Source organism: Kribbella sp. NBC_00482, assembly GCF_036013725.1.
Taxonomy (GTDB): Bacteria; Actinomycetota; Actinomycetes; order Propionibacteriales; family Kribbellaceae; genus Kribbella.
On record NZ_CP107881.1, the window covers coordinates 1279045 to 1298977 of the forward strand.

The 19933-nt window shown below is 69.5% G+C and carries 20 protein-coding genes; 12 read left to right on the top strand and 8 right to left on the bottom strand.

Translation table 11 applies throughout. The annotated features are described in order from the left end of the window. The first annotated feature begins 3 nt into the window (after window positions 1-3). The 4 genes from OHB24_RS06475 (at window position 4) to OHB24_RS06490 (ending at window position 3744) form a co-directional block, all read left to right on the top strand. The gene (locus OHB24_RS06475) at window positions 4-162 is read left to right on the top strand and encodes a hypothetical protein (RefSeq protein ID WP_327638023.1); all 159 of its coding nucleotides are present in this window, start codon (window positions 4-6) and stop codon (window positions 160-162) included. 231 nt (window positions 163-393) lie between these two features. Next, on the top strand, window positions 394-522 hold the full coding sequence (locus OHB24_RS06480; RefSeq protein WP_277875675.1) for a hypothetical protein: 129 nt from the start codon (window positions 394-396) through the stop codon (window positions 520-522). 13 nt (window positions 523-535) lie between these two features. After that, window positions 536-700, top strand: a complete 165-nt coding sequence (locus OHB24_RS06485) for a hypothetical protein (RefSeq protein ID WP_327638024.1) — start codon at window positions 536-538, stop codon at window positions 698-700. Between the two features lie 104 nt (window positions 701-804). Then, the gene (locus OHB24_RS06490) at window positions 805-3744 is read left to right on the top strand and encodes a helix-turn-helix transcriptional regulator (protein ID WP_327638025.1); all 2940 of its coding nucleotides are present in this window, start codon (window positions 805-807) and stop codon (window positions 3742-3744) included. On the opposite strand, the gene OHB24_RS06495 is transcribed toward OHB24_RS06490, so the two are convergent. The 5 genes from OHB24_RS06495 to OHB24_RS06515 form a co-directional block, all read right to left on the bottom strand. Further along, window positions 3741-3968: a hypothetical protein gene (locus OHB24_RS06495; protein ID WP_327638026.1), complete on the bottom strand. Its 228-nt coding sequence runs from the start codon at window positions 3966-3968 to the stop codon at window positions 3741-3743. The two genes, OHB24_RS06490 and OHB24_RS06495, sit on opposite strands and share 4 nt — an antisense overlap. A gap of 181 nt (window positions 3969-4149) precedes the next feature. Next, window positions 4150-5499 (bottom strand): serine hydrolase domain-containing protein, encoded by a 1350-nt coding sequence (locus OHB24_RS06500; protein ID WP_327638027.1) that lies wholly within the window; start codon window positions 5497-5499, stop codon window positions 4150-4152. 4 nt (window positions 5500-5503) lie between these two features. Next, window positions 5504-6520 carry a dipeptidase gene (locus OHB24_RS06505; protein WP_327638028.1) on the bottom strand — a complete coding sequence of 339 codons (1017 nt, stop codon included), beginning with the start codon at window positions 6518-6520 and terminating at the stop codon, window positions 5504-5506. Between the two features lie 23 nt (window positions 6521-6543). Next, the gene (locus OHB24_RS06510) at window positions 6544-6900 is read right to left on the bottom strand and encodes an NADH-quinone oxidoreductase subunit A (protein WP_131286606.1); all 357 of its coding nucleotides are present in this window, start codon (window positions 6898-6900) and stop codon (window positions 6544-6546) included. A 175-nt stretch (window positions 6901-7075) separates the two neighbouring features. Continuing rightward, window positions 7076-7831 carry a hypothetical protein gene (locus OHB24_RS06515; RefSeq protein WP_327638029.1) on the bottom strand — a complete coding sequence of 252 codons (756 nt, stop codon included), beginning with the start codon at window positions 7829-7831 and terminating at the stop codon, window positions 7076-7078. Between the two features lie 268 nt (window positions 7832-8099). Here OHB24_RS06515 and OHB24_RS06520 point away from each other — a divergent pair, with 268 nt between their 5' ends. Both OHB24_RS06520 and OHB24_RS06525 read left to right on the top strand, forming a co-directional pair. After that, the gene (locus OHB24_RS06520; protein WP_327638030.1) at window positions 8100-10094 is read left to right on the top strand and encodes a 2-oxoacid:acceptor oxidoreductase subunit alpha; all 1995 of its coding nucleotides are present in this window, start codon (window positions 8100-8102) and stop codon (window positions 10092-10094) included. Continuing rightward, window positions 10091-11170 carry a 2-oxoacid:ferredoxin oxidoreductase subunit beta gene (locus tag OHB24_RS06525; RefSeq protein ID WP_327638031.1) on the top strand — a complete coding sequence of 360 codons (1080 nt, stop codon included), beginning with the start codon at window positions 10091-10093 and terminating at the stop codon, window positions 11168-11170. The genes OHB24_RS06520 and OHB24_RS06525 overlap by 4 nt, the downstream gene beginning before the upstream one ends. Here OHB24_RS06525 and OHB24_RS06530 read toward each other — a convergent pair. Beyond that, window positions 11167-11811 (bottom strand): HAD family hydrolase, encoded by a 645-nt coding sequence (locus OHB24_RS06530; RefSeq protein WP_327638032.1) that lies wholly within the window; start codon window positions 11809-11811, stop codon window positions 11167-11169. The two genes, OHB24_RS06525 and OHB24_RS06530, sit on opposite strands and share 4 nt — an antisense overlap. Further along, the gene (locus OHB24_RS06535) at window positions 11808-12959 is read right to left on the bottom strand and encodes an alpha-hydroxy-acid oxidizing protein (RefSeq protein WP_327638033.1); all 1152 of its coding nucleotides are present in this window, start codon (window positions 12957-12959) and stop codon (window positions 11808-11810) included. Before OHB24_RS06535 ends, OHB24_RS06530 begins: the two co-directional genes overlap by 4 nt. 94 nt (window positions 12960-13053) lie before the next feature. Here OHB24_RS06535 and OHB24_RS06540 point away from each other — a divergent pair, with 94 nt between their 5' ends. From OHB24_RS06540 to OHB24_RS06555, 4 genes are read left to right on the top strand one after another with little or no spacing between them, the layout of a single operon-like run. Further along, window positions 13054-14052, top strand: coding sequence for a hypothetical protein (locus OHB24_RS06540; protein ID WP_327638034.1), 999 nt, complete (start codon window positions 13054-13056; stop codon window positions 14050-14052). After that, the gene (locus tag OHB24_RS06545) at window positions 14042-15238 is read left to right on the top strand and encodes an MFS transporter (protein WP_327638035.1); all 1197 of its coding nucleotides are present in this window, start codon (window positions 14042-14044) and stop codon (window positions 15236-15238) included. Before OHB24_RS06540 ends, OHB24_RS06545 begins: the two co-directional genes overlap by 11 nt. A 35-nt stretch (window positions 15239-15273) precedes the next feature. After that, window positions 15274-16521 carry a DUF445 domain-containing protein gene (locus OHB24_RS06550; RefSeq protein ID WP_327638036.1) on the top strand — a complete coding sequence of 416 codons (1248 nt, stop codon included), beginning with the start codon at window positions 15274-15276 and terminating at the stop codon, window positions 16519-16521. Beyond that, a complete protein-coding gene (locus tag OHB24_RS06555) occupies window positions 16518-17075 on the top strand; it encodes a DUF402 domain-containing protein (RefSeq protein WP_327638037.1) in 558 nt (185 codons plus the stop codon). The genes OHB24_RS06550 and OHB24_RS06555 overlap by 4 nt, the downstream gene beginning before the upstream one ends. On the opposite strand, the gene OHB24_RS06560 is transcribed toward OHB24_RS06555, so the two are convergent. Further along, window positions 17072-17818: a D-Ala-D-Ala carboxypeptidase family metallohydrolase gene (locus OHB24_RS06560; protein ID WP_327638038.1), complete on the bottom strand. Its 747-nt coding sequence runs from the start codon at window positions 17816-17818 to the stop codon at window positions 17072-17074. The genes OHB24_RS06555 and OHB24_RS06560 overlap by 4 nt on opposite strands. A 153-nt stretch (window positions 17819-17971) precedes the next feature. On the opposite strand from OHB24_RS06560, the gene OHB24_RS06565 reads away from it, so the two are divergent. Then, window positions 17972-18508 (top strand): SigE family RNA polymerase sigma factor, encoded by a 537-nt coding sequence (locus OHB24_RS06565; RefSeq protein WP_327638039.1) that lies wholly within the window; start codon window positions 17972-17974, stop codon window positions 18506-18508. Then, window positions 18508-19932 (top strand): hypothetical protein, encoded by a 1425-nt coding sequence (locus OHB24_RS06570; protein ID WP_327638040.1) that lies wholly within the window; start codon window positions 18508-18510, stop codon window positions 19930-19932. The genes OHB24_RS06565 and OHB24_RS06570 overlap by 1 nt, the downstream gene beginning before the upstream one ends. Window position 19933: the final 1 nt, after the last annotated feature.

Here is a 19933-nt window from a genome sequence, read left to right on the forward strand (position 1 = left end):
ATCATGTTTGTTTACTCGACCGACGCGGTGCGGGCGGAGATCAAGTACCGGCAGGACAAGATTCGGCGGGACTTCCAGCGTCCGTTGTGGTTCCTGCCCAAGCGTGCGCCGCGGCCGCCCCAGCCCTGCGCGCCCGAGCTTCGGGCCCGTCCCGCGATGTGACCGCACGATCACCGCCCCAGCCCCTCCCCCCCACGGCGCGGCTCAGCTTCTTCGGAGCCGGCCGCGCCACCGTCTTTTCGGGACCCCCTAGGAACCCCCTAGGACCCCCTCAGAACACCTAGGTACCGCCTCAGCGCAGGGATAGGGAGGACTTCCGATGTGCGGGTCCTCCTCAGACGAGCAGATTTACACCTGTCGGCAAGCAGCCGGCACAGACAAACGGAGGAACACATGTTCACGAACGCATCGGTCAAGGCAGAGGTCGACTACCGCAGGGAGCGCCTCAGCCGTGACTTCCGGCAGACCCGGAACACCCGGGGCCGCCGGACCATCAGCCACCTGTTCGGCCGGAAAGCCTGAAGGGAGGGAAACCATGATGATCAACATGCCACTGACCCCGGACGCCGTGAAGGCGGAATCGGCCTACCGGCTGGAGCGCGCCAAGCGTGACTTCCGGGCCGCGAACCGTCGGCAGCGCAAGGAGCGGACCACCCAGTCCGAGCCGCGCCACGCCCTCCGACCCCGCCCGGCCGCATGACCGCCGAAACCGCCGTCCCTGATCGAGAACTCGCGATCAGGGACGGCGTTTCTGCGTCTGGGAGAACGACCGGGAACAGCCAACGGACGGGATACCGTCGATTTGTGTCGGCAGCAGGGGCGAAGATGGACGACGTGCCCTGGAATTCGACACCTCTCGTCGGCCGCTCGTCCGAGATGGCCACTCTGCTCAGCGCCGTGGACGACGCCAAGACGCGTCGGGCCGGCGCCGTGCTGCTGTCCGGTGACGCCGGCGTCGGCAAGACCCGGTTACTGGACGAGGTCGCGACCGGCGCGCACGAGCGCGGGTTCGGTGTCCTGGTCGGGCACTGCACCGACTTCGGCGACGCCGGCCTGCCGTACCAGCCGTTCTCGGAGATCTTCGGCCGGCTGGCCGGCGACCGCCCCGACCTCGTCGAGGGCGTGCTGACCAACTTCCCGGCGATCGGCCGGCTGCTCCCGGCGCACCGCCTGCTGAGCGCCCAGCCGGTGCCGCAGGAGGGCCAGCTCGATCGGGCCGCCCTGTTCGACGCCGTCCTCGGCGCGTTCACCGCGCTCGCCACCAGCGAACCGCAGCTGGTGATCATCGAGGACGCTCACTGGGCCGACGACTCGACCCGGGACCTGATCGGTTTCCTGATCACCCGCCTGACCTCGCAGCGCCTGGCGCTCGTCGTGTCCTACCGCAGCGACGACCTGCACCGCCGGCACCCGCTGCGCCGCCCGATCGCCGAGTGGTCCCGCAACCCCCGGGTACGTCGCGTGAATCTTCTCCCCCACGACGCCGACGAGGCCCGCACCCTGTTGCACCTGCTCCTTACCGACCCGCTGTCCCCGACCGAGGAGCGCCGCATCCTCGAGCGGGCCGGCGGCAACGCGTTCTTCACCGAGGAACTCGCCGCCGCGGCCTCGATGGGCGACGGCGACGCGGTGCCACCAGATCTCGCCGATCTGCTGCTGGTCCGCCTCGACCCGCTGTCCGACGAGGCCCGCCAGGTCGCCCGGGTGATCGCGGTCGCCGGTCGCCGCGTCCCGCACGACCTCCTCACGGCCGTCGCCAAGCTGCCGGATCGCGAGCTCGACGACGCCCTGCGCGAGCTGATCGACGCCCACATCATCGACGTACCGACCAGCGATCGGTACTACTTCCGCCACGCGCTGCTGGCCGAGGCCGTGTACGACGACCTGCTGCCAGGTGAGCGTGTCCGCCAGCACGCGGCGTACGTGCAGGAGCTGGAGAGCCAGACCGTCGCGGGCACCGCGGCCGAGCTGGCCGGGCACGCGACCCGGTCCCACGACCTGGCCAGGGCGTTCGAGGCCCGGGTCCGGGCCGGTCAGGAAGCGCTCTCGGTCGCCGCGCCGCAGGAGGCGCTGAAGCACTACGAGATGGCCCTCGAGCTGTTCCCGAACGCCGCGCCGACGAGCACGGTCGACAAGACCTGGCTGATCGTCGACACGGCGATGGCGGCCACCTTGTCCTCGCAGCACCTGCGCGCCGTCAAGCTCCTGCGGAAGGCCCTGGCCGACCTGCCGTCGGACGCGCCGAAGCGGCAGCGGGCCGAGCTCCTGCTGCCGCTGGCGGACATCGCGCTGGTCATCGACCAGGACAGCGAGGCGAGCGAGGCTGTCTCGCAGGCGCTCAAGCTGGTCCAGGACGAGCCGGCCAGCGTGTTCAAGGCGCAGGTCGCGTCGCTGTACGCCCGCGTGTCCGATGCGCTCGGCCGCCCGATGGAGGCTGAGCGCTGGGCGCACAAGGCACTCGAGATCGCCCGTGAGGCCGGTCAGGAGTCGGCTGCCAGCGACGCCGGGATCACGCTGGCCCAGCTCCGTCGCCGGGCCGGCGATCCGGAGACGGCCGCGAAGCAGCTCGAGGAGGCCGCCGTACGGGCGCAGCTCACCGGTGACTCCCCCGCCGAGGTGCGCAGCCGGTTCCTGCTCGGGTCGACGCACTACGAGCAGGGCGACCTGCTGAACGCGAAATCGTCCCTGTCGTTCGCGACGAAGCGGGCCGGTGAGCTCGGGCGGCAATGGGCGGCGTACGGGTTCGACGCGCGCCGGATGCTGGCGCTGACCCAGTTCATGCTCGGCGAATGGGACGAGGCGGCGGCGACCGCGCGGACGGATGCGATGACGCCGGCGGCGGCCGCGGCGGCGTTGCGGGCGGTCGAGTTCTCGGTCCGCAGCGGGCGGGGTGACACCGCGGTCGCGGAGGAGTTCGAGCTGTCCCGGAAGTGGTGGGACCTCGACGTGATGCTGCCGATCCTCGGGCTGCAGCCGGCCGTCGACGCGTACCGCGCGCTCGACAAGCCGGCCGAGGCCGAGAAGTTGATCTCGGACGTGTCCGCGCTGTGCGCCGATGTGTTCCAGACCGAGTGGTTCCTTGCGCGGATCCGGTTCTCCACCCTCGGCATGCAACTGCTGTGCCACCGCGCCGTCGGTGAGCCGTCGGCCGCGGCCGACCTGGTCGCGCGTGGCGCGGAGCTTCTCAACGTCGGGCAGGCGACCGCGGAGAAGGGACTGCCTCCGGGGCGGCTGATGGGCGTCGAAGGTCTCGCCTGGCTCGCGCGGCTGGAGTCCGAGTGGGAGCGGCTGCGCTGGCTGGCCGGGATCGACGCGCCGACGCCGCATGAACACGTCGCCGCCTGGCAGCGGACGGCTGACGCCTTCGGCTACGGGTACGTCTTCGAGCAGGCTTGGTCACGGATCCGTCTGTCGGCCGCACTACGCGCTGCGGGCCGGGTCGCCGAGGCGAACGAGCAGGCGGCGCTGGCGGCCGAGGCCGGCCGGGAGCTGAGCGCGCGCCCGCTCCTGGAGGAGGCAGGCGGCGGAGACACCAGCACCGCGAGTGCGCTGACGTCGCGAGAGACCGAAGTACTGCGGTTGCTCGCGGAGGGACGGACCAACCGGCAGCTGGCGCGGGAGCTGTACATCAGCGAGAAGACCGTCAGCGTGCACGTGTCGAACATCCTCGCGAAGCTCGGCGTCCGCTCCCGCACGGAAGCAGCCGCAGTAGCCCGCCGCGACGGCCTTCTCGACGCAGACTAGCCGTGGCGCCGGTGCCGGGCGTCGGCTTCGCTGTTCAGATGCCGGGCCCGGGCGCGGGCCAGATCGTCACCGGCCGGCGCTGATTCGGCGGGACGCTCGACCTTGGGGTGATCGAGCTCGGTGATGTCGTCGAAGACCTTGCGGGCGTGCCGCATCCGCACTGCGGCCAACAACACCAGCCCGGCCGCAGTGAGGGCTATCAATACCCACAGTTGCCACGACATAGCCTCACCACCACGTACTCGCCCCGTTCCCCCGAGTAATCACCATAACCCTGATGTCGGCGCTTGGCGACCAGGTGTACGCATACCGTCATCCCAGCGCTTGAAACTCACGTTTTGTTGCCCCTCGCAAACACATACGGTGATCGGGCAACAAGCGAAGGGCGGCGAGGGGCAACTACTTTCAGTGACTGCGCGGAGTGAGCCGGCCACCGCGGAACAGGTACCCCGCACGACCGTCGACCGCCGCGCGGAAGGCGAGGACCTCGTACGTCCCGTGCTCCGCCTCGGCCGCGATCAACCGGGTGTCGTCGAGCGCGACGAGCCTGGTCCGGCGCGGCTCCGGGTAAATCAGCCGCGCCTCGTCGCTGACCGCCTCGTCGAGCACCCAGAACTCCCCGTCCTGGACGGTGATCGTGGCCTGCACCAGTACGCCGGTGTAGCGACCGGTGACCAGCTCCGCGGAAATCTCCACCGGCCGCTCAGGCGGCACCGGCCGGGCCGGCAACTCGACCCCGGCCGTCTCGCGGAGGATGTGGCCGACCAGTTCGTCGTACACGGCTCCGGCGCTGCCGCCGTTGGTGAGGAGCACGACCGCGACGCCCTTCTCGGGCACCAGCCGGAAGAACGCCGCCTGCCCGACGGTCCCGCCGTCGTGGCCGTAGAGCCGCCCGCCCTCGACGTCGAAGATCATCCAGCCGAGTCCCCAGTGCTGCGCGAACCCGCCGATCGCCGGTACGTCGACCTGCGGCTCCCACAACCGATCGATCGTGTCCCGGTCGAACAGCGTCGCGTCCAGGTACCCGCGGCCGAACGTGAGCAGGTCCCGGGCACTCATCGCCAGCAACGACCCGGCCGGGGCCATCGCATGCACCAGGCTCCACACCGGCGCGGTCCGCAACGGATCACCCGGCTTCGGTGCCACATGCCCGAGCGCCGCGCGGTACAGGAGAGCCTCGTCCGCGATCGTGGCGACGTGCTCCAGCCCGAGCGGTACGGCGATGCGCTCCCGGACGAGCTGGTGGAACGGCTTCCCGAACAGGACTTCGGCGATCCGCCCGAGCACCACGAAGCCGGAGTTGTTGTACGAGAACCCGGCACCCGGTTGCACCTCCTGCGCCAGCCCGGGCAGCACGTCCCGCACGAACAACTCGACCGCGTCATCACCACGCGAGGTCGGGGTGAAGGCATCGCCGGAGAACCCGCTCGAGTGGGTGAGCAGCTGCCGCGGCGTGATCACCGCGGCGGCCTCCTCGTCGGCGAGCTTGAACTCGGGCAGGTAGTCCCGCACCGGCCGGTCGAGGTCGACCTTGCCCTCGGCAATCAGCTGCAGGATCAGCGTGGTCGTCCACAGCTTGGTGATCGACCCGACCTGGAACACCGAGTCGACGGTCGCCTCGACGCCGGTGTCCAGGTTGAGGATGCCTGCGGCCGCCGTACTCACCTCCCCGTCGGCCAGGACGGCGACCGACGCCGCCGGTACGTCGTACTTCGTGATCAGGTCCGCGAGGTTGTCGTCGAGCCAGCGCTGCACGTCGTCACTCCTTGGATGAGAGAACCCGGACCAGGTTCTGGCCGAGGACCTTCCGGATGGTTGCTTCGGGCAGTCCGCGGGCCAGCAGGGCGTCGGTGACCAGGGGCATCCCGGCCGGGCCTTCGAGACCGGGGACGTACAGCTCGGCGTCCAGGCCCTGGATGACCACCGGCCGGTCGCAGGCCGGGATCTTCTCGCCGAAGACCTCCGCGACGAAGTCACTGCCGAGCCCGACGTGGTCCTCGCCGGCGACGTCGAGGATGTGCAGGACGTGGTCGGCGAGATGGTCGACGGTCGGCTTCTCGGCGGTGGTCAGGAAGCCGGCGAAGAAGTTCACGCAGATCACCCCGCCGGTCGCGGCGATCGCGCGCAGCTGCTCGTCGGTCAGGTTGCGGTGGTGCTCGCGCAGCGCGAACGCGCTGGAGTGCGAGGCGACGACCGGCCTGGTGGCGAGCTCTAGGATGTGCTCGGTGCCGGCGCGGCCGACGTGCGAGACGTCGATCAGTACGCCGAGCTCCTCGAGGAGCCGTACCGCCTCGACGCCGGCGTGCGTCAGCCTGCTTCCGGTCGCGTCCTCACCGGATCCGTCGCCGAGCGCGCTGCGCCCGAAGTGCGTGAACGAGACCATCCGGACGCCGAGTCGCTGGAGGGTCTGCAGGAGCTCGAGGTCGGTGTCGATCTGCGGACAGCCTTCGAGCGCCAGGACCAGCGCGATCTTGCCGGCCCCGGTCGCTGCCTCGATGTCACCGGGCGCCGTACAGAGCGCGACCTCGTCGGCGTTGGCCTCGGCGATCCGGTGCGCGGCCTCGATCATCCGGAGCGTCTCGCGCAGCGCCCCCTCGGGCAGGAACTCCGAGTCGATGAAGACCGGCAGGACCTGGACGTCGATGCCGCCGTCCCGCAACTGCGGGATCCACCGCTCCCGGAAGTACGCGGACCAGACCTCCTTCGGCCGCCGCGCGACCAGCATCAGCAGATCGTTGTGCGCATCCGCCACCACCGCGTCGCGGTGCAGGTCCATCCGTTCCCCCTAGAAGTCAGCGATCAGGTCCAGCGCAGGACGCCCTTGCGGTACGCGTACAACAGGCCGACGGCGACGAACGCCAGGAAGACGAACATCTCGATCAGGGTCGCGACGCCGAGGGTCGCGAAGATCGTCGCCCACGGGAACAGGTAGATCGCGTCCACGGCGAAGATCACGTAGAGGTACGCGAACAGGTAGTACCGGATGTGGACCTGGGCCCAGCCCTCGCCGACCGGGTCGACGCCCGACTCGTACGTCTTGAGCTTGCCCTCGGTCGGATAGGTGACCGTCAGCGCCTTGTTCAGCGCGAACGCGCCGAGCAGCCCGACCAGGCCGAGCGCGACCACCGCGGCGATGACGCCATAGCTGTCCGACACGGGCAGCAGTCTAGGCCCTGTCTGGTGATCCAGCGCCGTAGCGAGGAGGTGCTCGGTGCGGTAGCTCGGCGTGCGGGGCGAAGGTCTCGATGCGGAGCATCGTGGCCTTTGCACCCGTGCGGCGAGGTGCCGTGCCGAGTGCCCCGCAGTAGGCGATGGATTGCCAGACAGGGCCTTAGTTCGTGCAGAGCAGGAGGGAGTCGATGGAGACGTACGGGCCGTAGCCGGAGCGGACGTCGGCGACCTGGAGGCGCAGGCGGGTGACGCCGGTGATGTCGTAGTTCAGCCAGGTCTCGGTCTCCTGCTGCATCCGGACCGAGGTCAGTGGCTTCGTCCCGTTGTGCAGCGACACCCGGACCAGTCCGTCGGTGAGGTTGCCGAGCCAGTTCCGCGAGTACCGGCATCCGGTCGAGTCGACGTCACCCCACACGTACCCGCCCTGGTTCGCCAGCAGGTCCGCCTCGGCCCGCCGCGGCCCTTCCTTCGGCGGTACGACGGTGAACTGCGGCTGCCCCGCTCCGCCCGCGGCGAGCAGCCCCTTCTTGAACATCCCCCGCCACACGTAGTGCTTGAAGCTGATCATCGGCGAGATCGCCGCGGCGTACGGCGCCTGCGGGCCGACCGCGATCCGGTACGTCCGGACCGACCCGGGCTGCACGGTGGTAATCGTCACGCTGCTGCCCGACGAGTACCCGTGCGCGACCTCCTGCCAGCGCTTCAGCGACGGGATCCACTGGTGCAACGGGATCCGGGTGCCGGCCGCGGGCGCCGGCGACAGCGTCCCGACGACCGTGATCACGCCCTTGGTCGCGTCCGTCGTACGGATGCTGGAGATCTTCGCGGTCCGCGCCGGCGACGGGACCGCGGACGCGATCGGGACAGCGCAGCCCAGCATCAGCAAAGTCAGCAGTCCGATCAGCACACGACGCATGAAGCAACTCCCTGAATCCACAGCTAGATGACGCCACCCTGCCGGTTCTCACTCCGGATCGCAAGCGAGCGCTTGCACACGGTGATCCCGGCCTGTTTCGCCCCTACCCGACCGGATCACCTTGTAACACCGCGTCCCAGGCTGTGGACCACCGGGGCTTCCGCATGATTCCGTACAAAGGGCGAACTAATATTGGGGTTATCGCCCTGACGGGGGGATCGACCTGTCACCCACAAGGTGGCCGGACGACCCAAGCTTCGACTTGGAGATGAACAGAACAGTGACCATCGAGGTCAAGCAGCTCGACCGCGTGGTGATCCGCTTCGCCGGCGACTCCGGCGACGGGATGCAACTCACGGGGGACAGGTTCACAGCGGAAACGGCATCGTTCGGCAATGATCTGTCGACCCTGCCCAACTTCCCCGCAGAGATCCGGGCACCAGCCGGAACCCTGCCGGGAGTGTCGTCGTTCCAGCTCCACTTCGCCGACCACGACATCCTCACGCCGGGTGATGCGCCCGATGTGCTGATCGCCATGAATCCGGCGGCGCTGAAGGCGAACCTCAAGGACGTGCCGCGGGGCGCGACCCTGATCGTGGACACCGCGGACTTCACCGCGCGCAACCTGAAGCGGATCGGGTACGACGAGAACCCGCTGGAGACCGGTGAGCTGGACGGCTATCACGTCGTACCGCTGAACCTGACCGGCATGACGGTGGAGTCGGTCAAGGAGTTCGGCCTCAGCCGCAAGGACGCGTCCCGGGCGAAGAACATGTACGCGCTCGGCCTGGTGTCCTGGCTGTTCCAGCGGCCGGTCGAGTCGACGATCACGTTCCTGCAGACCAAGTTCGCGTCCAAGCCGGACATCCGCGACGCGAACATCGCGGCCTTCCGCGCGGGCTACAACTTCGGTGAGACCGCCGAGGAGTTCTCGGTCCGGTACGAGGTGAAGCCGGCCCACATGGCCACCGGTACCTACCGGAACATCTCCGGCAACCTCGCGCTGGCGTACGGCCTGGTGGCAGGCGCCCAGCGGGCCGGCTTGCCGCTGGTCCTCGGTGCGTACCCGATCACCCCGGCGTCCGACGTACTTCACGAGCTGTCCAAGCTCAAGCGGTTCAACGTCACCACGATCCAGGCCGAGGACGAGATCGCCGGTGTCGGCGCCGCCCTGGGCGCGTCGTTCGGCGGCGCCCTAGGCGTCACCACGTCGTCCGGACCCGGGATCAGCCTGAAGTCCGAGACGATCGGCCTCGGCGTGATGCTCGAGCTGCCGCTCGTGGTCTGCGACATCCAGCGCGCCGGTCCGTCCACGGGTATGCCGACCAAGACCGAGCAGGCCGACCTGCTGCAGGTCATGTTCGGCCGCAACGGCGAGGCGCCGCTGCCGGTGATCGCCGCCCAGTCCCCCGCGGACTGCTTCGCGATCGCGGTCGAGGCGGCCCGGATCGCGATCACCTACCGCACGCCGGTGATCGTGCTGTCCGACGGCTACCTGGCGAACGGTTCCGAGCCGTGGAAGATCCCGGTCATCGAGGACCTGCCGACGATCGACCCGGACTTCACCGTCGAGCCGAACGCGACCGACGACAAGGGCGCCCCGAAGTACCTCCCCTACCTGCGCGACCCGGAGACCCTCGCCCGTGCCTGGGCGGTTCCCGGTACGGCGGGCCTGGACCACCGGATCGGCGGTCTGGAGAAGGAGGACAAGACCGGGAACATCTCCTACGACCCGGCCAACCACGACCTGATGATCCGCACCCGCCAGGCGAAGGTGGACGGCATCGCCGTTCCGTCGGTGGAGGTCGACGACCCGGACGGTGCGGCGAAGGTCCTGGTGCTCGGGTGGGGTTCGACGTACGGCCCGATCGGCGCCGCTGTCCGCCGGGTCCGAAAGGTCGGCGGCAAGATCGCGCAGGCGCACCTGCGGCACCTTAACCCGTTCCCGTCCAACCTCGGCGACGTGCTGAAGTCGTACGACAAGGTGCTGGTCCCGGAGATGAACCTGGGGCAGCTGGCGATGCTGCTGCGCGCCAAGTACCTGGTCGACGTCGTCTCGTACGCGCAGGTCCGCGGTATGCCGCTCGGCGCCGCGGAGCTGGCCGAGGTGATCGGCAACCTGGTCGAGGAGACCGAAGGCATCGACGACGACGCCCGCCACCTGGGGGCGGCCGCGGCCGCCGTCAAGCACGGTGAGGCCCTGCACACCCAGGCGAACGGCCAATCCAACGGCCAGCTGCACCACCCGGAGGGAGCACGATGAGCACGGTCGACCTCGGCCTGCCGAGCCTGCCCGGCGGCCTGCGCGGCGTCCCGGCCGCGACCGAGCCGCAGAACCGCAAGGAGTACGTGTCGGACCAGGAGGTCCGCTGGTGCCCCGGGTGCGGTGACTACGCCGTACTCGCGGCCTTCCAGGGCTTCCTGCCCGAGCTCGGGATCAAGCGCGAGAACGTCGCGATGGTCTCCGGGATCGGCTGCTCGTCCCGCTTCCCGTACTACCTGTCGACGTACGGCATGCACTCGATCCACGGCCGCGCGCCGGCGATCGCGACCGGGCTCGCGACGGCCCGGCCGGACCTGAGCGTGTGGGTGGTGACCGGTGACGGCGACGCGCTGTCGATCGGCGGCAACCACCTGATCCACACGCTGCGGCGGAACGTGAACCTGAAGATCCTGCTGTTCAACAACCGGATCTACGGTCTGACCAAGGGGCAGTACTCGCCGACGTCGGAGCCGGGCAAGGTGACGAAGTCGACACCGATGGGCTCGGTGGACAACCCGTTCAACCCGGTCTCGCTGGCGCTCGGGGCGGAGGCGACGTTCGTCGCGCGCACCGTCGACTCCGACCGCAAGCACCTCACCTCAGTACTGCGGGCAGCGGCCGAGCACCGCGGTACGGCGTTCGTGGAGATCTACCAGAACTGCCCGATCTTCAACGACAACGCGTTCGACGCGATCAAGAACCCGGAGACCCGGGACGACGCGATCATCCCGCTCGTGCACGGCGAGCCGATCCGCTTCGGCACCGACGGGCACCTCGGCGTGGTCCGTGACGGCTTCGCCTCGCTGGCCGTCCGCGAGGTCGCCGACCTGCCCGGCGGCGAGTCGGACCTGGTCGTCCACGACGCCCACACCGAGGACCCGGCGTACGCGTTCGCCCTGTCCCGGCTGACCGACGGGGGCGTCCTGCACCAGGCCCCGATCGGCGTCTTCCGGTCCGTCGACCGTCCGGCGTACGACGACATGGTCCGTCAGCAGATCACCACCGCCCAGGAAGCCCAGGGCACCGGCGACCTACAGTCCCTGGTCACCGGCGCCGACACCTGGACCGTGAACTAGAGCAGTTCGAGCAAGGTCTGTCCGGCCGCGCGGTCCAGATGCCGCGCGGTCAGGCCGGCCGCTTGTGCGGCCACAACGTCGAGCTCGAGGTTGTCGCCGATCATCAGGGCGTCGGACGGCTCGACTCCCAGCGCTTCGCACACCCGGTGGTAGGCGCGCGGGTCCGGCTTGCTGAAGCCGAGCGACTCCGAGGTGCAGACGACGTCGATCAGGTCGGCGAGCCCGATCTTCTGCAACTTCGCGTTCTGCTGCCGCGTGCTGCCGTTGGTGAGCACCCCGATCCGCCATCCGTTGCCCCGAGCAACTTCCAGCGCGGGCCGCGCGTCCGGGTACGCGATCCAGTTGTTCACGTACTGCGTCAGGTACCCCTCGAACACCTCGTCCAACTCGGCGTCCGTCGCCGGCACCGGGCGACCGAGCACAGGCAGAAACGCCCGCAGCCGCCCCCGCCGCTGCCCCTGATGCGTGATCTCCCCCGCCAGAAACCGGCCGAACTGATCCTCCTCGATCACAAACCACTCAGCGACCAGCTCATCCGTCGGCGCGACCCCAAGCTCCGCCACCCAACTCCGCAACCCCGCCTCAGCACACCCCGAGTGATCGAACAACGTGTTGTCGAGGTCGAAGATGATCGCCTTCATGCGCGGACTACCGAGTCGCGGTTTAGTTCTCGGTGGTTGGCGTAGCCGGAGAGGGCGAGGGTTAGGTCTAGTTCGGCCAGGAAGCAGCGGAGGACGTGTTCTACGCCGGCTTGGCCGGCCAGGGCCAGGCCGTAGAGGAGCGGGCGGCCCAGGAGGATCGCCTTCGCGCCGAGGGCTAGTGCTTTGGCCGCGTCGGCGCCGGTGCGTACGCCGGAGTCGAAGAGGATCGTGAGCTGCTCGCCGACCGCCTCCGCGATCGCCGGGAGTGCGTCCAGCGAGGCGATCGCGCCGTCGACCTGGCGGCCGCCGTGGTTCGAGACCACGAGACCGTCCACGCCGTGCTCGGCCGCGAGCTTGGCGTCCTCGACGTGGGTGATGCCCTTGAGCACGATCGGGCCGTCCCAGTTGTCGCGCAGGAACGACAGGTCGTCCCACGACAGGCCGACGTTCGGGAACATCTGTGCCCAGTGCATCACCGCCGCGCCGGGGTCCTCCTCGATCGGCTTGGCCAGCTTGGCCCGGAACGCCGGGTCGCTGAAGTAGTTCGCCAGCCCCTCACCCTTCAGGAACGGCAGGAACCCGCGATCCAGGTCAGCCGGCCGCCAGCCGATCGTCCCGGTGTCGAGGGTGACGACGAGTACGGCGTACCCCGCGGCCTTCGCGCGCTGCAGGAAACTCAGGCAGACGTCGCGGTCGGTCGGGTAGTACAGCTGGAACCACTTGCTGGTCGCCTCGATCTGCTCGATCGCATGGCTCGCCTGGGTCGAGTGCGTGTAGGTCAGGCCGAGGGTGTCCGCGGCGCGTGCGGTCGCGAGTTCGCCGTCCGGGTGCGCGAGGGTCTGTACGCCGATCGGCGCGACCAGGACCGGCGCCGGCATCACCGTACCGAGGATCGTGCAGGAGAGATCGCGATCGGTGCTGCCGCGGAGCATCCGCGGGACCAGGCGCCAGCGGTCGAACGCGGCCCGGTTGGCTCGCGCGGTCGAGCCGTCGCCGGCGCTCGGCACGACGTACCCCATCGCCTCGGCCGGCAGTTTCCCGGCCGCCTGCGACTCCAGCCGCGCCAGGTCGGTCGTGATCTCCGGCGTCACTCCCTGCAGCATCCCCTGCAGGTAGATCTGCAACTGGTAGTCCCCGAAGTTGGCCATGCCGGATGCTCCCACAACGCCATGACATCCGTCAGCACAGGATCCGGACGGATCGCATCCGCACGACCGCCCCGTGCGCACGAGAGTTGTGGACATGACGAACCCGAACCTGGTGACCGCGCCCCACCACAGCAGCCTGAAGCGGAGCCTGCCCGCCCTCGGTCTGTTCTTCCTCTCGCCGCTGGTCGCCGAGTTCCTGCTCGGAAACCTTCCGATCAGCGCGTTGTTCGCGTTGCTTGGCCTGGCCCCGCTGTACGGCGGCGGCGCGGTCCTGATCCGCGAACTCGTTCGCCGCCGCGGCTGGGGGTATCCGAGTGTGCTGATCCTCGCGCTCGCGTACGGCGTACTGGAGGAAGGCATCACCACACAGTCGCTGTTCAACCCGAACTACGTCGACCATCGACTCCTCGACCCCGGACACATCGGGTTCCTCGGGATGGGTGCGCCGTGGACGCTGTTCGTGCTCGGCCTGCACACGGTATGGAGCATCACGGTGCCGATCGTCCTCACCGAGTCGATCTCGCGGCGGCCCCGCGAGCCCTGGCTGGGCAAGATCGGCCTGAGTGTGTACGGCGCACTGTTCGTCGTCGGCGTGGTGGCGACGACGGCCATCCAGCTCAAGAACGACCCGTTCGTGGCGTCGCCGGCCCAGTTCGCGGGCGTGGCGGTGGCGATCGTCGCGCTGGTGGCGCTCGCGGTGTCAGTCGGTCGCCGGACGTCTCGCCGTACGGCGGGCATGGTGCCGTCGGCGTTGCTCACGGGAGCGGCAGTCCTGGTCCTCGGCTCCGCCTGGATGGTGGCCGACGAACTGACCGACAACGGCTGGATCACGGCCGCCATGCTGCTCCTCCTCGAACTGGTCACGGCTGTCCTGCTGACGGTCTGGTCCCGGCGGAGCGGCTGGACGCAGCGGCACTCGATGGCCGCGGCGGGCGGCGCCCTGCTCACGTACGCGTGGCACGCGTTCCCGGAGACGCCGGTCTTCGACGCGTCGCGGACCGTGGATCTGATCGGGAACACGGTGTTCGCCCTGCTCGCCCTGGTTCTGCTGGTCTTTGCGACAATCAGGTGTGAAAAGTTCGGTGACTCCTGACGATCGCGGGACCGCGCGACACGTCAGCCTGGCGTTGTTCGCGCTGGCGACGGGTGGTTTCGCGATCGGAACCACCGAGTTCGTCACGATGGGGCTGCTGCCGCAGATCGCGGACGGCGTGCACATCTCGATCCCGACGGCCGGCCACGTGATCTCGGCGTACGCGCTGGGTGTCGTGGTCGGCGCTCCCGTGATCGCGGCGCTCGGCGCGCGGACCGGGCGGAAACGGTTGCTGCTCGGGCTGGTGGCGGTGTTCGTGGTCGGCAACGTGCTGTCGGCGGTTGCCTCGAGCTACGAGTTCCTGCTGGCAGCGCGGTTCCTGTCCGGGCTGCCGCACGGTGCGTTCTTCGGGATCGGCGCGGTGGTCGGCGCGTCGATGGTGGCGCCGGATCGGCGGGCCCGCGCGGTGTCGATGACGATGGTCGGCCTCCCCGTCGCAAACATCATCGGCGTACCCCTGACGACCTTGCTCGGGCAGCGACTGGGGTGGCAGGTGCCGTTCCTCGCGGTCGGGGTGCTGGGGTTGCTGACGCTGGTCGCAGTCTGGTTCTGGGTGCCGCCGCAGCCGGTCGGGAGCGACGTCAACGTCCGCAGCGAGCTCAGCGCGCTGGCCCGGCCGCAGGTGTGGATGGCGCTGCTGGTCGGGATGGTCGGGTTCGGCGGGATGTTCGCGACGTACTCGTACATCACACCCACGATGACGGAACTGGCCGGTTTCTCCGAGTCGGCCGTGACGATCGTGCTGGGCGTGTACGGCGTGGGCATGACCATCGGCACCGTCCTCGGCGGACGCCTCGCCGACCGGTGGCTGATGGGCAGCGTGTACGGCGGGCTGGTCGCGGTCGCCGTCGTACTGGGAACGTTCGGGTGGCTCGCGCAGACGCGGCCGGGCGCGCTGGTCGGTGTGTTCGCGATGGGCTGCTCCGCGAGCATCCTGGTGCCGGCGCTGCAGACCCGCTTGATGGATGTGGCGCGCGAAGGGCAGTCGCTGGCCGCGTCGCTGAACCACTCCACGCTCAACATCGCCAACGCGCTCGGCGCGTGGCTCGGCGGCGTCGTACTGGCCGCCGGCTACGGCTACGAATGGCCCAGCCGCCTCGGCGCCGCCCTCGCCGTCGCCGGCCTGATCCTGGCCGTGATCTCCGGCCTCATGGAACGACGCGGGTCGACTCAGGTACTTGCCTGAGGGGTTCGTCACCGGGGACTTGGTTAGATCGGGGTATGGCGACCTTGACCTTGGGCGCGGCCGATCTGGTACGGCGGCGTGGGCTGCGGCAGATGCGAACAGTGGCGTTGGCGCTGCTGGTGCTGGCCGCGGTGATCTACGTGGTGACGCTGCACCGCAGCGGCGGCTGGGCGTACGTGAACGCGGCCGCCGAAGCGGCGATGGTGGGTGCGTTGGCGGACTGGTTCGCGGTGACGGCGCTGTTCCGGCGACCGCTCGGGCTGCCGATCCCGCACACCGCGATCGTGCCGACCCGGAAGGACAGCCTCGCCGAGAGCCTCGAGCAGTTCGTCACCGAGAACTTCCTGTCCGAGGAGGTCGTCGGGGAGAAGATGCGGACCGCGGAGGTGAGCCGGCGGGCCGGTGAGTGGCTTGCCGCCGGCAATCACGCCGAGCGGATCGTGGCCGAGGGCGCGCGCACCGTCGGGGCGGCGCTGCCGAAACTCGGCGACGACGACGTGACCGCGTTCGTGAGCGGGTCGTTGCTGCCGCGGTTCGTGAAGGAGCCGTTGAGCCCGATCGCCGGGCACTTCGTGGAGTCGGTGGTCGACGACGGCGCTCACCACGCGCTGCTCGACCTCTTGCTCGTGGAGGCGCACGACTGGCTGGCCGACAACAAGGATCTGCTGGCGGATGTCGTCGGGCCGCGGGCGCCGCGGTGGTCACCGCAGTGGGTGGACCGGATGGTGATCGACCGGATCCACCGCGAGGCGCTGGCGTGGCTGGCCGACGTACGGGACAACCAGTCGCATCCGGCGCGGCGGGCGATCGACCGGCTGCTCGGGCAGCTGGCTCACGACCTGCAGCACGACCCGGACACGATGGCGCGGTTCGAGGCGTGGAAGGCGCGGATGCTCACGCACCCGGACATGGGATCGAGCCTGACCGCGGTCTGGGACGCGATGCGCACCGCTCTGATCGACTCGATCAACGACCCGGACAGCACGCTCCGGGCGCGGGCGGTCCGGGCCCTGCAGGAACTCGGGCAACGCCTCCAGGACGACGAGGCGCTGCGCGCGAAGGTCGACACCCGCGCGGCCGAGGCCGTCGGGTACGTCGTCCGCACGTACGGCCGTGAGATCGTCTCGGTCATCTCCGACACCATCGAACGCTGGGACGGCCGCGAAGCCGCCGCCCGCATCGAACTCCACGTCGGCCGCGACCTCCAGTTCATCCGCATCAACGGCACCGTCGTCGGAGCCCTGGTCGGCCTCACCATCCACACCTTGAGCGAGCTGCTGTGAACCCGACGTACATCCGCAAGCGCAAACGGCCGCAGGGATCTGGGCTGTGGTCGGCGTACCCGATGGGCACTGATGCCTTCGGGACCTGGTTCTACACGCCGGCGCATTCGCTGTTCCGCGGCGACAACGGCGAGTTCTGCGAGGTCGCCCAGCTCGGCCCCGGTGGTCCGGGTGAGCACTGTGTGCAGCTCGCGCCGCACGACGGGTGGTGGTTCGCGTACTTTCGAGAGAGCGGACTCATCCATGTCGACGTGAGCACGCAGCCGGTGCTGGCCGGGGCAGAGTGGACGTTCGAGGATCTGGAGTTGGATCCCTTTCGGCGGCCGGACGGGACGGTCGGCACCGAGGACTGGGACGAACTGGAAGAAGCGCACGCGGTTGGGCTGGTCAGCGACGCGGAGCGTGATGCGGCTGAGCGGGCCGCGCTTGATTTGGAGGACGACTTTGCGACCGGCATGGAGCCGTTCGGGCGCGTCGGTTGGGATCGGCTGGCCGCGGCGGTAGCGCTCGGGCTACCGCCGCTGACCGATTTCGGAGATCGTCCGCTCGATTAGATCCCGCAGTTCGGGGCGCTCCAGTAGTTGCTGGTGCGGATGTCAGCGTGGGTGTGGTCGTTGTGGCCGGGGTAGCCGGGGCCGAGGATGCCGCCGAAGCCGTGGTAGCGAGCTTGCTTTGCGAGGGTGCAGAGCGAGTGGACACCGACCAGGTCCGCGGATCGGCCGTAGAGGTGCTGGCTGTTACTGGCGCCGCCGACCTGGCTGTTGCACGAGTAGCTGCGGAAACCGCTGGTGACGTTGAGGGGCTGGTCACCGAGCGCGTGCCGCAACGCCTCCAGGTGCCACATCGTCTCGAGCGCGTTGGCCTTGGTCGCTGCCTCGGACAGCGGACCGCCGTCGAACCCGGAGCCGCCGCAGCCGTCGTCGAGTTCGGCGTACGTGAAGTGGATCGGCGTGCAGTCGTCGTCCTGCAGCGCGTAGATCTTGGTGAACGTGGCCGAGCCGGCGACTCCGTCCTGCGCCAGCCCGTAGGCCGCCTGGAATCGCTGCACCGCGGCCTTCGTCGCCGGGCCGAACTCACCGTCGATCACGAGGTGCGCACCGTATCCGGGATATCCGGAGACCCGGATCTGCAACTGCCGCACGTCCGCGCCGGACATGCCTTGACTGAGCTGCCGGCCCCACGTGTAACAGCCGTCCGCGTGGGCGACGGTCGTGGCGACGACCTGTGAAGCAGTGAGGGTTGCCACGAACAGCATGAGTACGGCGAACAGCCGTGGCAACGGTCTGGTGATGGACATCGGACACCTCCGGGGCGGTGAAGGAACCTGTCCCGGAACAGCATTCCGTCATTTTCCGCCTCTTGGCCAGCGCTCACCGGAAATTTCCGACACACAGCAGACTTTCCGACACGGCAGGCAACTTTCCGGAACGGCCAGCCGGTCCAGCAGGATGTGAGCATCGACGACGGCGTCTTGGCGACGGGGGTGATCGCGGTGCACGACGGCACGGACACCTTCGACGCGTTCGTCGCCGCGCGCTCGCGGGCCCTGCTGCGGACCGCCTACCTGCTGACCCGCGACCATGCGCTGGCCGAGGACCTGGTCCAGACCGCGCTGGCGAAGGCGTGGTTCCACTGGGCCCGGATCCGCGAGGACAACCCGGAGCCGTACGTCCGGCGGATCCTGGTCACGACGTACTCCTCCTGGTGGCGCCGCCGCTGGAACGGTGAGATCCCGACAGAGGAACTGCCCGACGCCCCCACCGCGGACGGCGAGGACGGGCTCGACCTCTGGGACGCCATCGGCCGCCTCCCCCGCCGGCAACGCGCGGTCGTCGTCCTGCGCTTCTACGAGGACCTCAGCGAGGCCGAGACCGCCCGGCTGATGGGCAGCTCCGTCGGCACCGTCAAGAGCCAGACCGCCAAGGCTCTCGCCAAGCTCCGTCTCGACCCTTCCCTTGCCACCCCGGCAGATCTGGAGACCCCGTGATGAACCTCCAGGACCTGCGCGACGAGCTCGCCACCCGTGCCGCCTCCGCCGACCAGCACCCGGGCGACCTGCTGCCCGGTGTGCAGCAGAAGATCCGCCGCACCAAGCAGCGCCGTGCCTTCAGCGCGCTCGGCGTGGTCGCCGTACTCGCGGCCGTCGCCGCCACCCTCGTCCCCACCCTGCGCCCGACGCCGCCGGCCGACAACCCACCCGAGGACTACACCCGGGACGGCCTCACGGTCCCCGGAACGGTCGGCAGCGACAAGTTGCTCAAGGCATGGATCGGCGACCGCGGCCAGAGCAGTCTGTCGTTCGCGTGGACCCCGACCACGAACTCGATCACCGTCCACGCCAACTGCGAGGCCGCCGGCGCCATGTACGCGATCCGCTTCCGCATCAACGGCTGGTACCTCGGTGACGCGAGCTGCGACGCCGGCCCGAACGCGTGGGCGATGGACAGCGGCGTCACCCTCGCACCGGACTCGGCTTTCTGGCTGGCCTCCCCGGTCGGCAAGGCGGCGCGGGTCTCCGCCGATCTGATCGAGCTGGAGTCGGGCCGGCCGGCCGGCAAGGACAGCCGGATCTGGTTCGGCATCTACTCCACCTCGCCCGACCCGCCGAGCAGCAACGGCGCACCGGCACGGCTTGCGCCTGTCGACGCGGGCGCGTACCAAAAGGACGGAGTGATCTACCGGAAGACGGTCGGTGGCGACATCCTGGCCGCCGCGCAGGTCGCCAACCTGGATCGCCTCGATGTGCGCTTCAGCTTCACCGCGACCGGAGCCAAGTTGGTCCTGCACCCGTTCTGTACGGCGAACTCGGGCTACGTCGGCGACAACCCGCCGTACACCGTGGAGATGCGCATCGGCTCCGGGCAGCCGGTCAAGTCCACCTGCGAGGCGAGCTCGACCGACGCTGTGAAGGGCAGCAGTCTCACGATCGACTCACCGGTGCCGGCCGGGCAACGTGTCGACGTGGTCGCGAAGGTCTTGTCGACCAGCCCGCACCTCATCGGGATGCCGCCGGACGTCCGGCTGGGTCTGGGCGTCTACTTCCGGGGGGCGCAGCGGGTCATCGACGGGATGGAGCTTCCGGAGCAGACCGAGGTCGCCGGGTACCGGTACCGGCTCGCCGAGGTGAAGACCGCGCCCGGGCCGGACCGACGCCTCGCGACCGATACCCCGGCGGATCAGCCGTACGTCGTCGCCTACGGGGGCTCGCCACTCGGCCCGGGCGGTGGGTTCCAGGCCAGCCTCACGGTCGGCAAGACCGAGACCGGCGTCGGCGTCGCGTCGGACGTCGGCGGCATGGGCATCGGCTGGGACGCCCACGGCGCCGCCCCCTCCGAGCGCGCCACCCTGACGATCGCCGAGGGCAACCCCACCAAGGGAACGCTGATCCTGGCGATCTACCTACCGGACTAGG

Coding starts and splice junctions, on each gene's coding strand:
- OHB24_RS06475 (WP_327638023.1), top strand. CDS start 4: ATGTTTGTTTACTCGACCGACGCGGTGCGGGCGGAGATCAAGTACCGG.
- OHB24_RS06480 (WP_277875675.1), top strand. CDS start 394: ATGTTCACGAACGCATCGGTCAAGGCAGAGGTCGACTACCGCAGGGAG.
- OHB24_RS06485 (WP_327638024.1), top strand. CDS start 536: ATGATGATCAACATGCCACTGACCCCGGACGCCGTGAAGGCGGAATCG.
- OHB24_RS06495 (WP_327638026.1), bottom strand. CDS start 3,968: ATGTCGTGGCAACTGTGGGTATTGATAGCCCTCACTGCGGCCGGGCTG.
- OHB24_RS06505 (WP_327638028.1), bottom strand. CDS start 6,520: ATGGACCTGCACCGCGACGCGGTGGTGGCGGATGCGCACAACGATCTG.
- OHB24_RS06515 (WP_327638029.1), bottom strand. CDS start 7,831: ATGCGTCGTGTGCTGATCGGACTGCTGACTTTGCTGATGCTGGGCTGC.
- OHB24_RS06520 (WP_327638030.1), top strand. CDS start 8,100: ATGAACAGAACAGTGACCATCGAGGTCAAGCAGCTCGACCGCGTGGTG.
- OHB24_RS06525 (WP_327638031.1), top strand. CDS start 10,091: ATGAGCACGGTCGACCTCGGCCTGCCGAGCCTGCCCGGCGGCCTGCGC.
- OHB24_RS06530 (WP_327638032.1), bottom strand. CDS start 11,811: ATGAAGGCGATCATCTTCGACCTCGACAACACGTTGTTCGATCACTCG.
- OHB24_RS06535 (WP_327638033.1), bottom strand. CDS start 12,959: ATGGCCAACTTCGGGGACTACCAGTTGCAGATCTACCTGCAGGGGATG.
- OHB24_RS06540 (WP_327638034.1), top strand. CDS start 13,054: ATGACGAACCCGAACCTGGTGACCGCGCCCCACCACAGCAGCCTGAAG.
- OHB24_RS06550 (WP_327638036.1), top strand. CDS start 15,274: ATGGCGACCTTGACCTTGGGCGCGGCCGATCTGGTACGGCGGCGTGGG.
- OHB24_RS06560 (WP_327638038.1), bottom strand. CDS start 17,818: ATGTCCATCACCAGACCGTTGCCACGGCTGTTCGCCGTACTCATGCTG.
- OHB24_RS06570 (WP_327638040.1), top strand. CDS start 18,508: ATGAACCTCCAGGACCTGCGCGACGAGCTCGCCACCCGTGCCGCCTCC.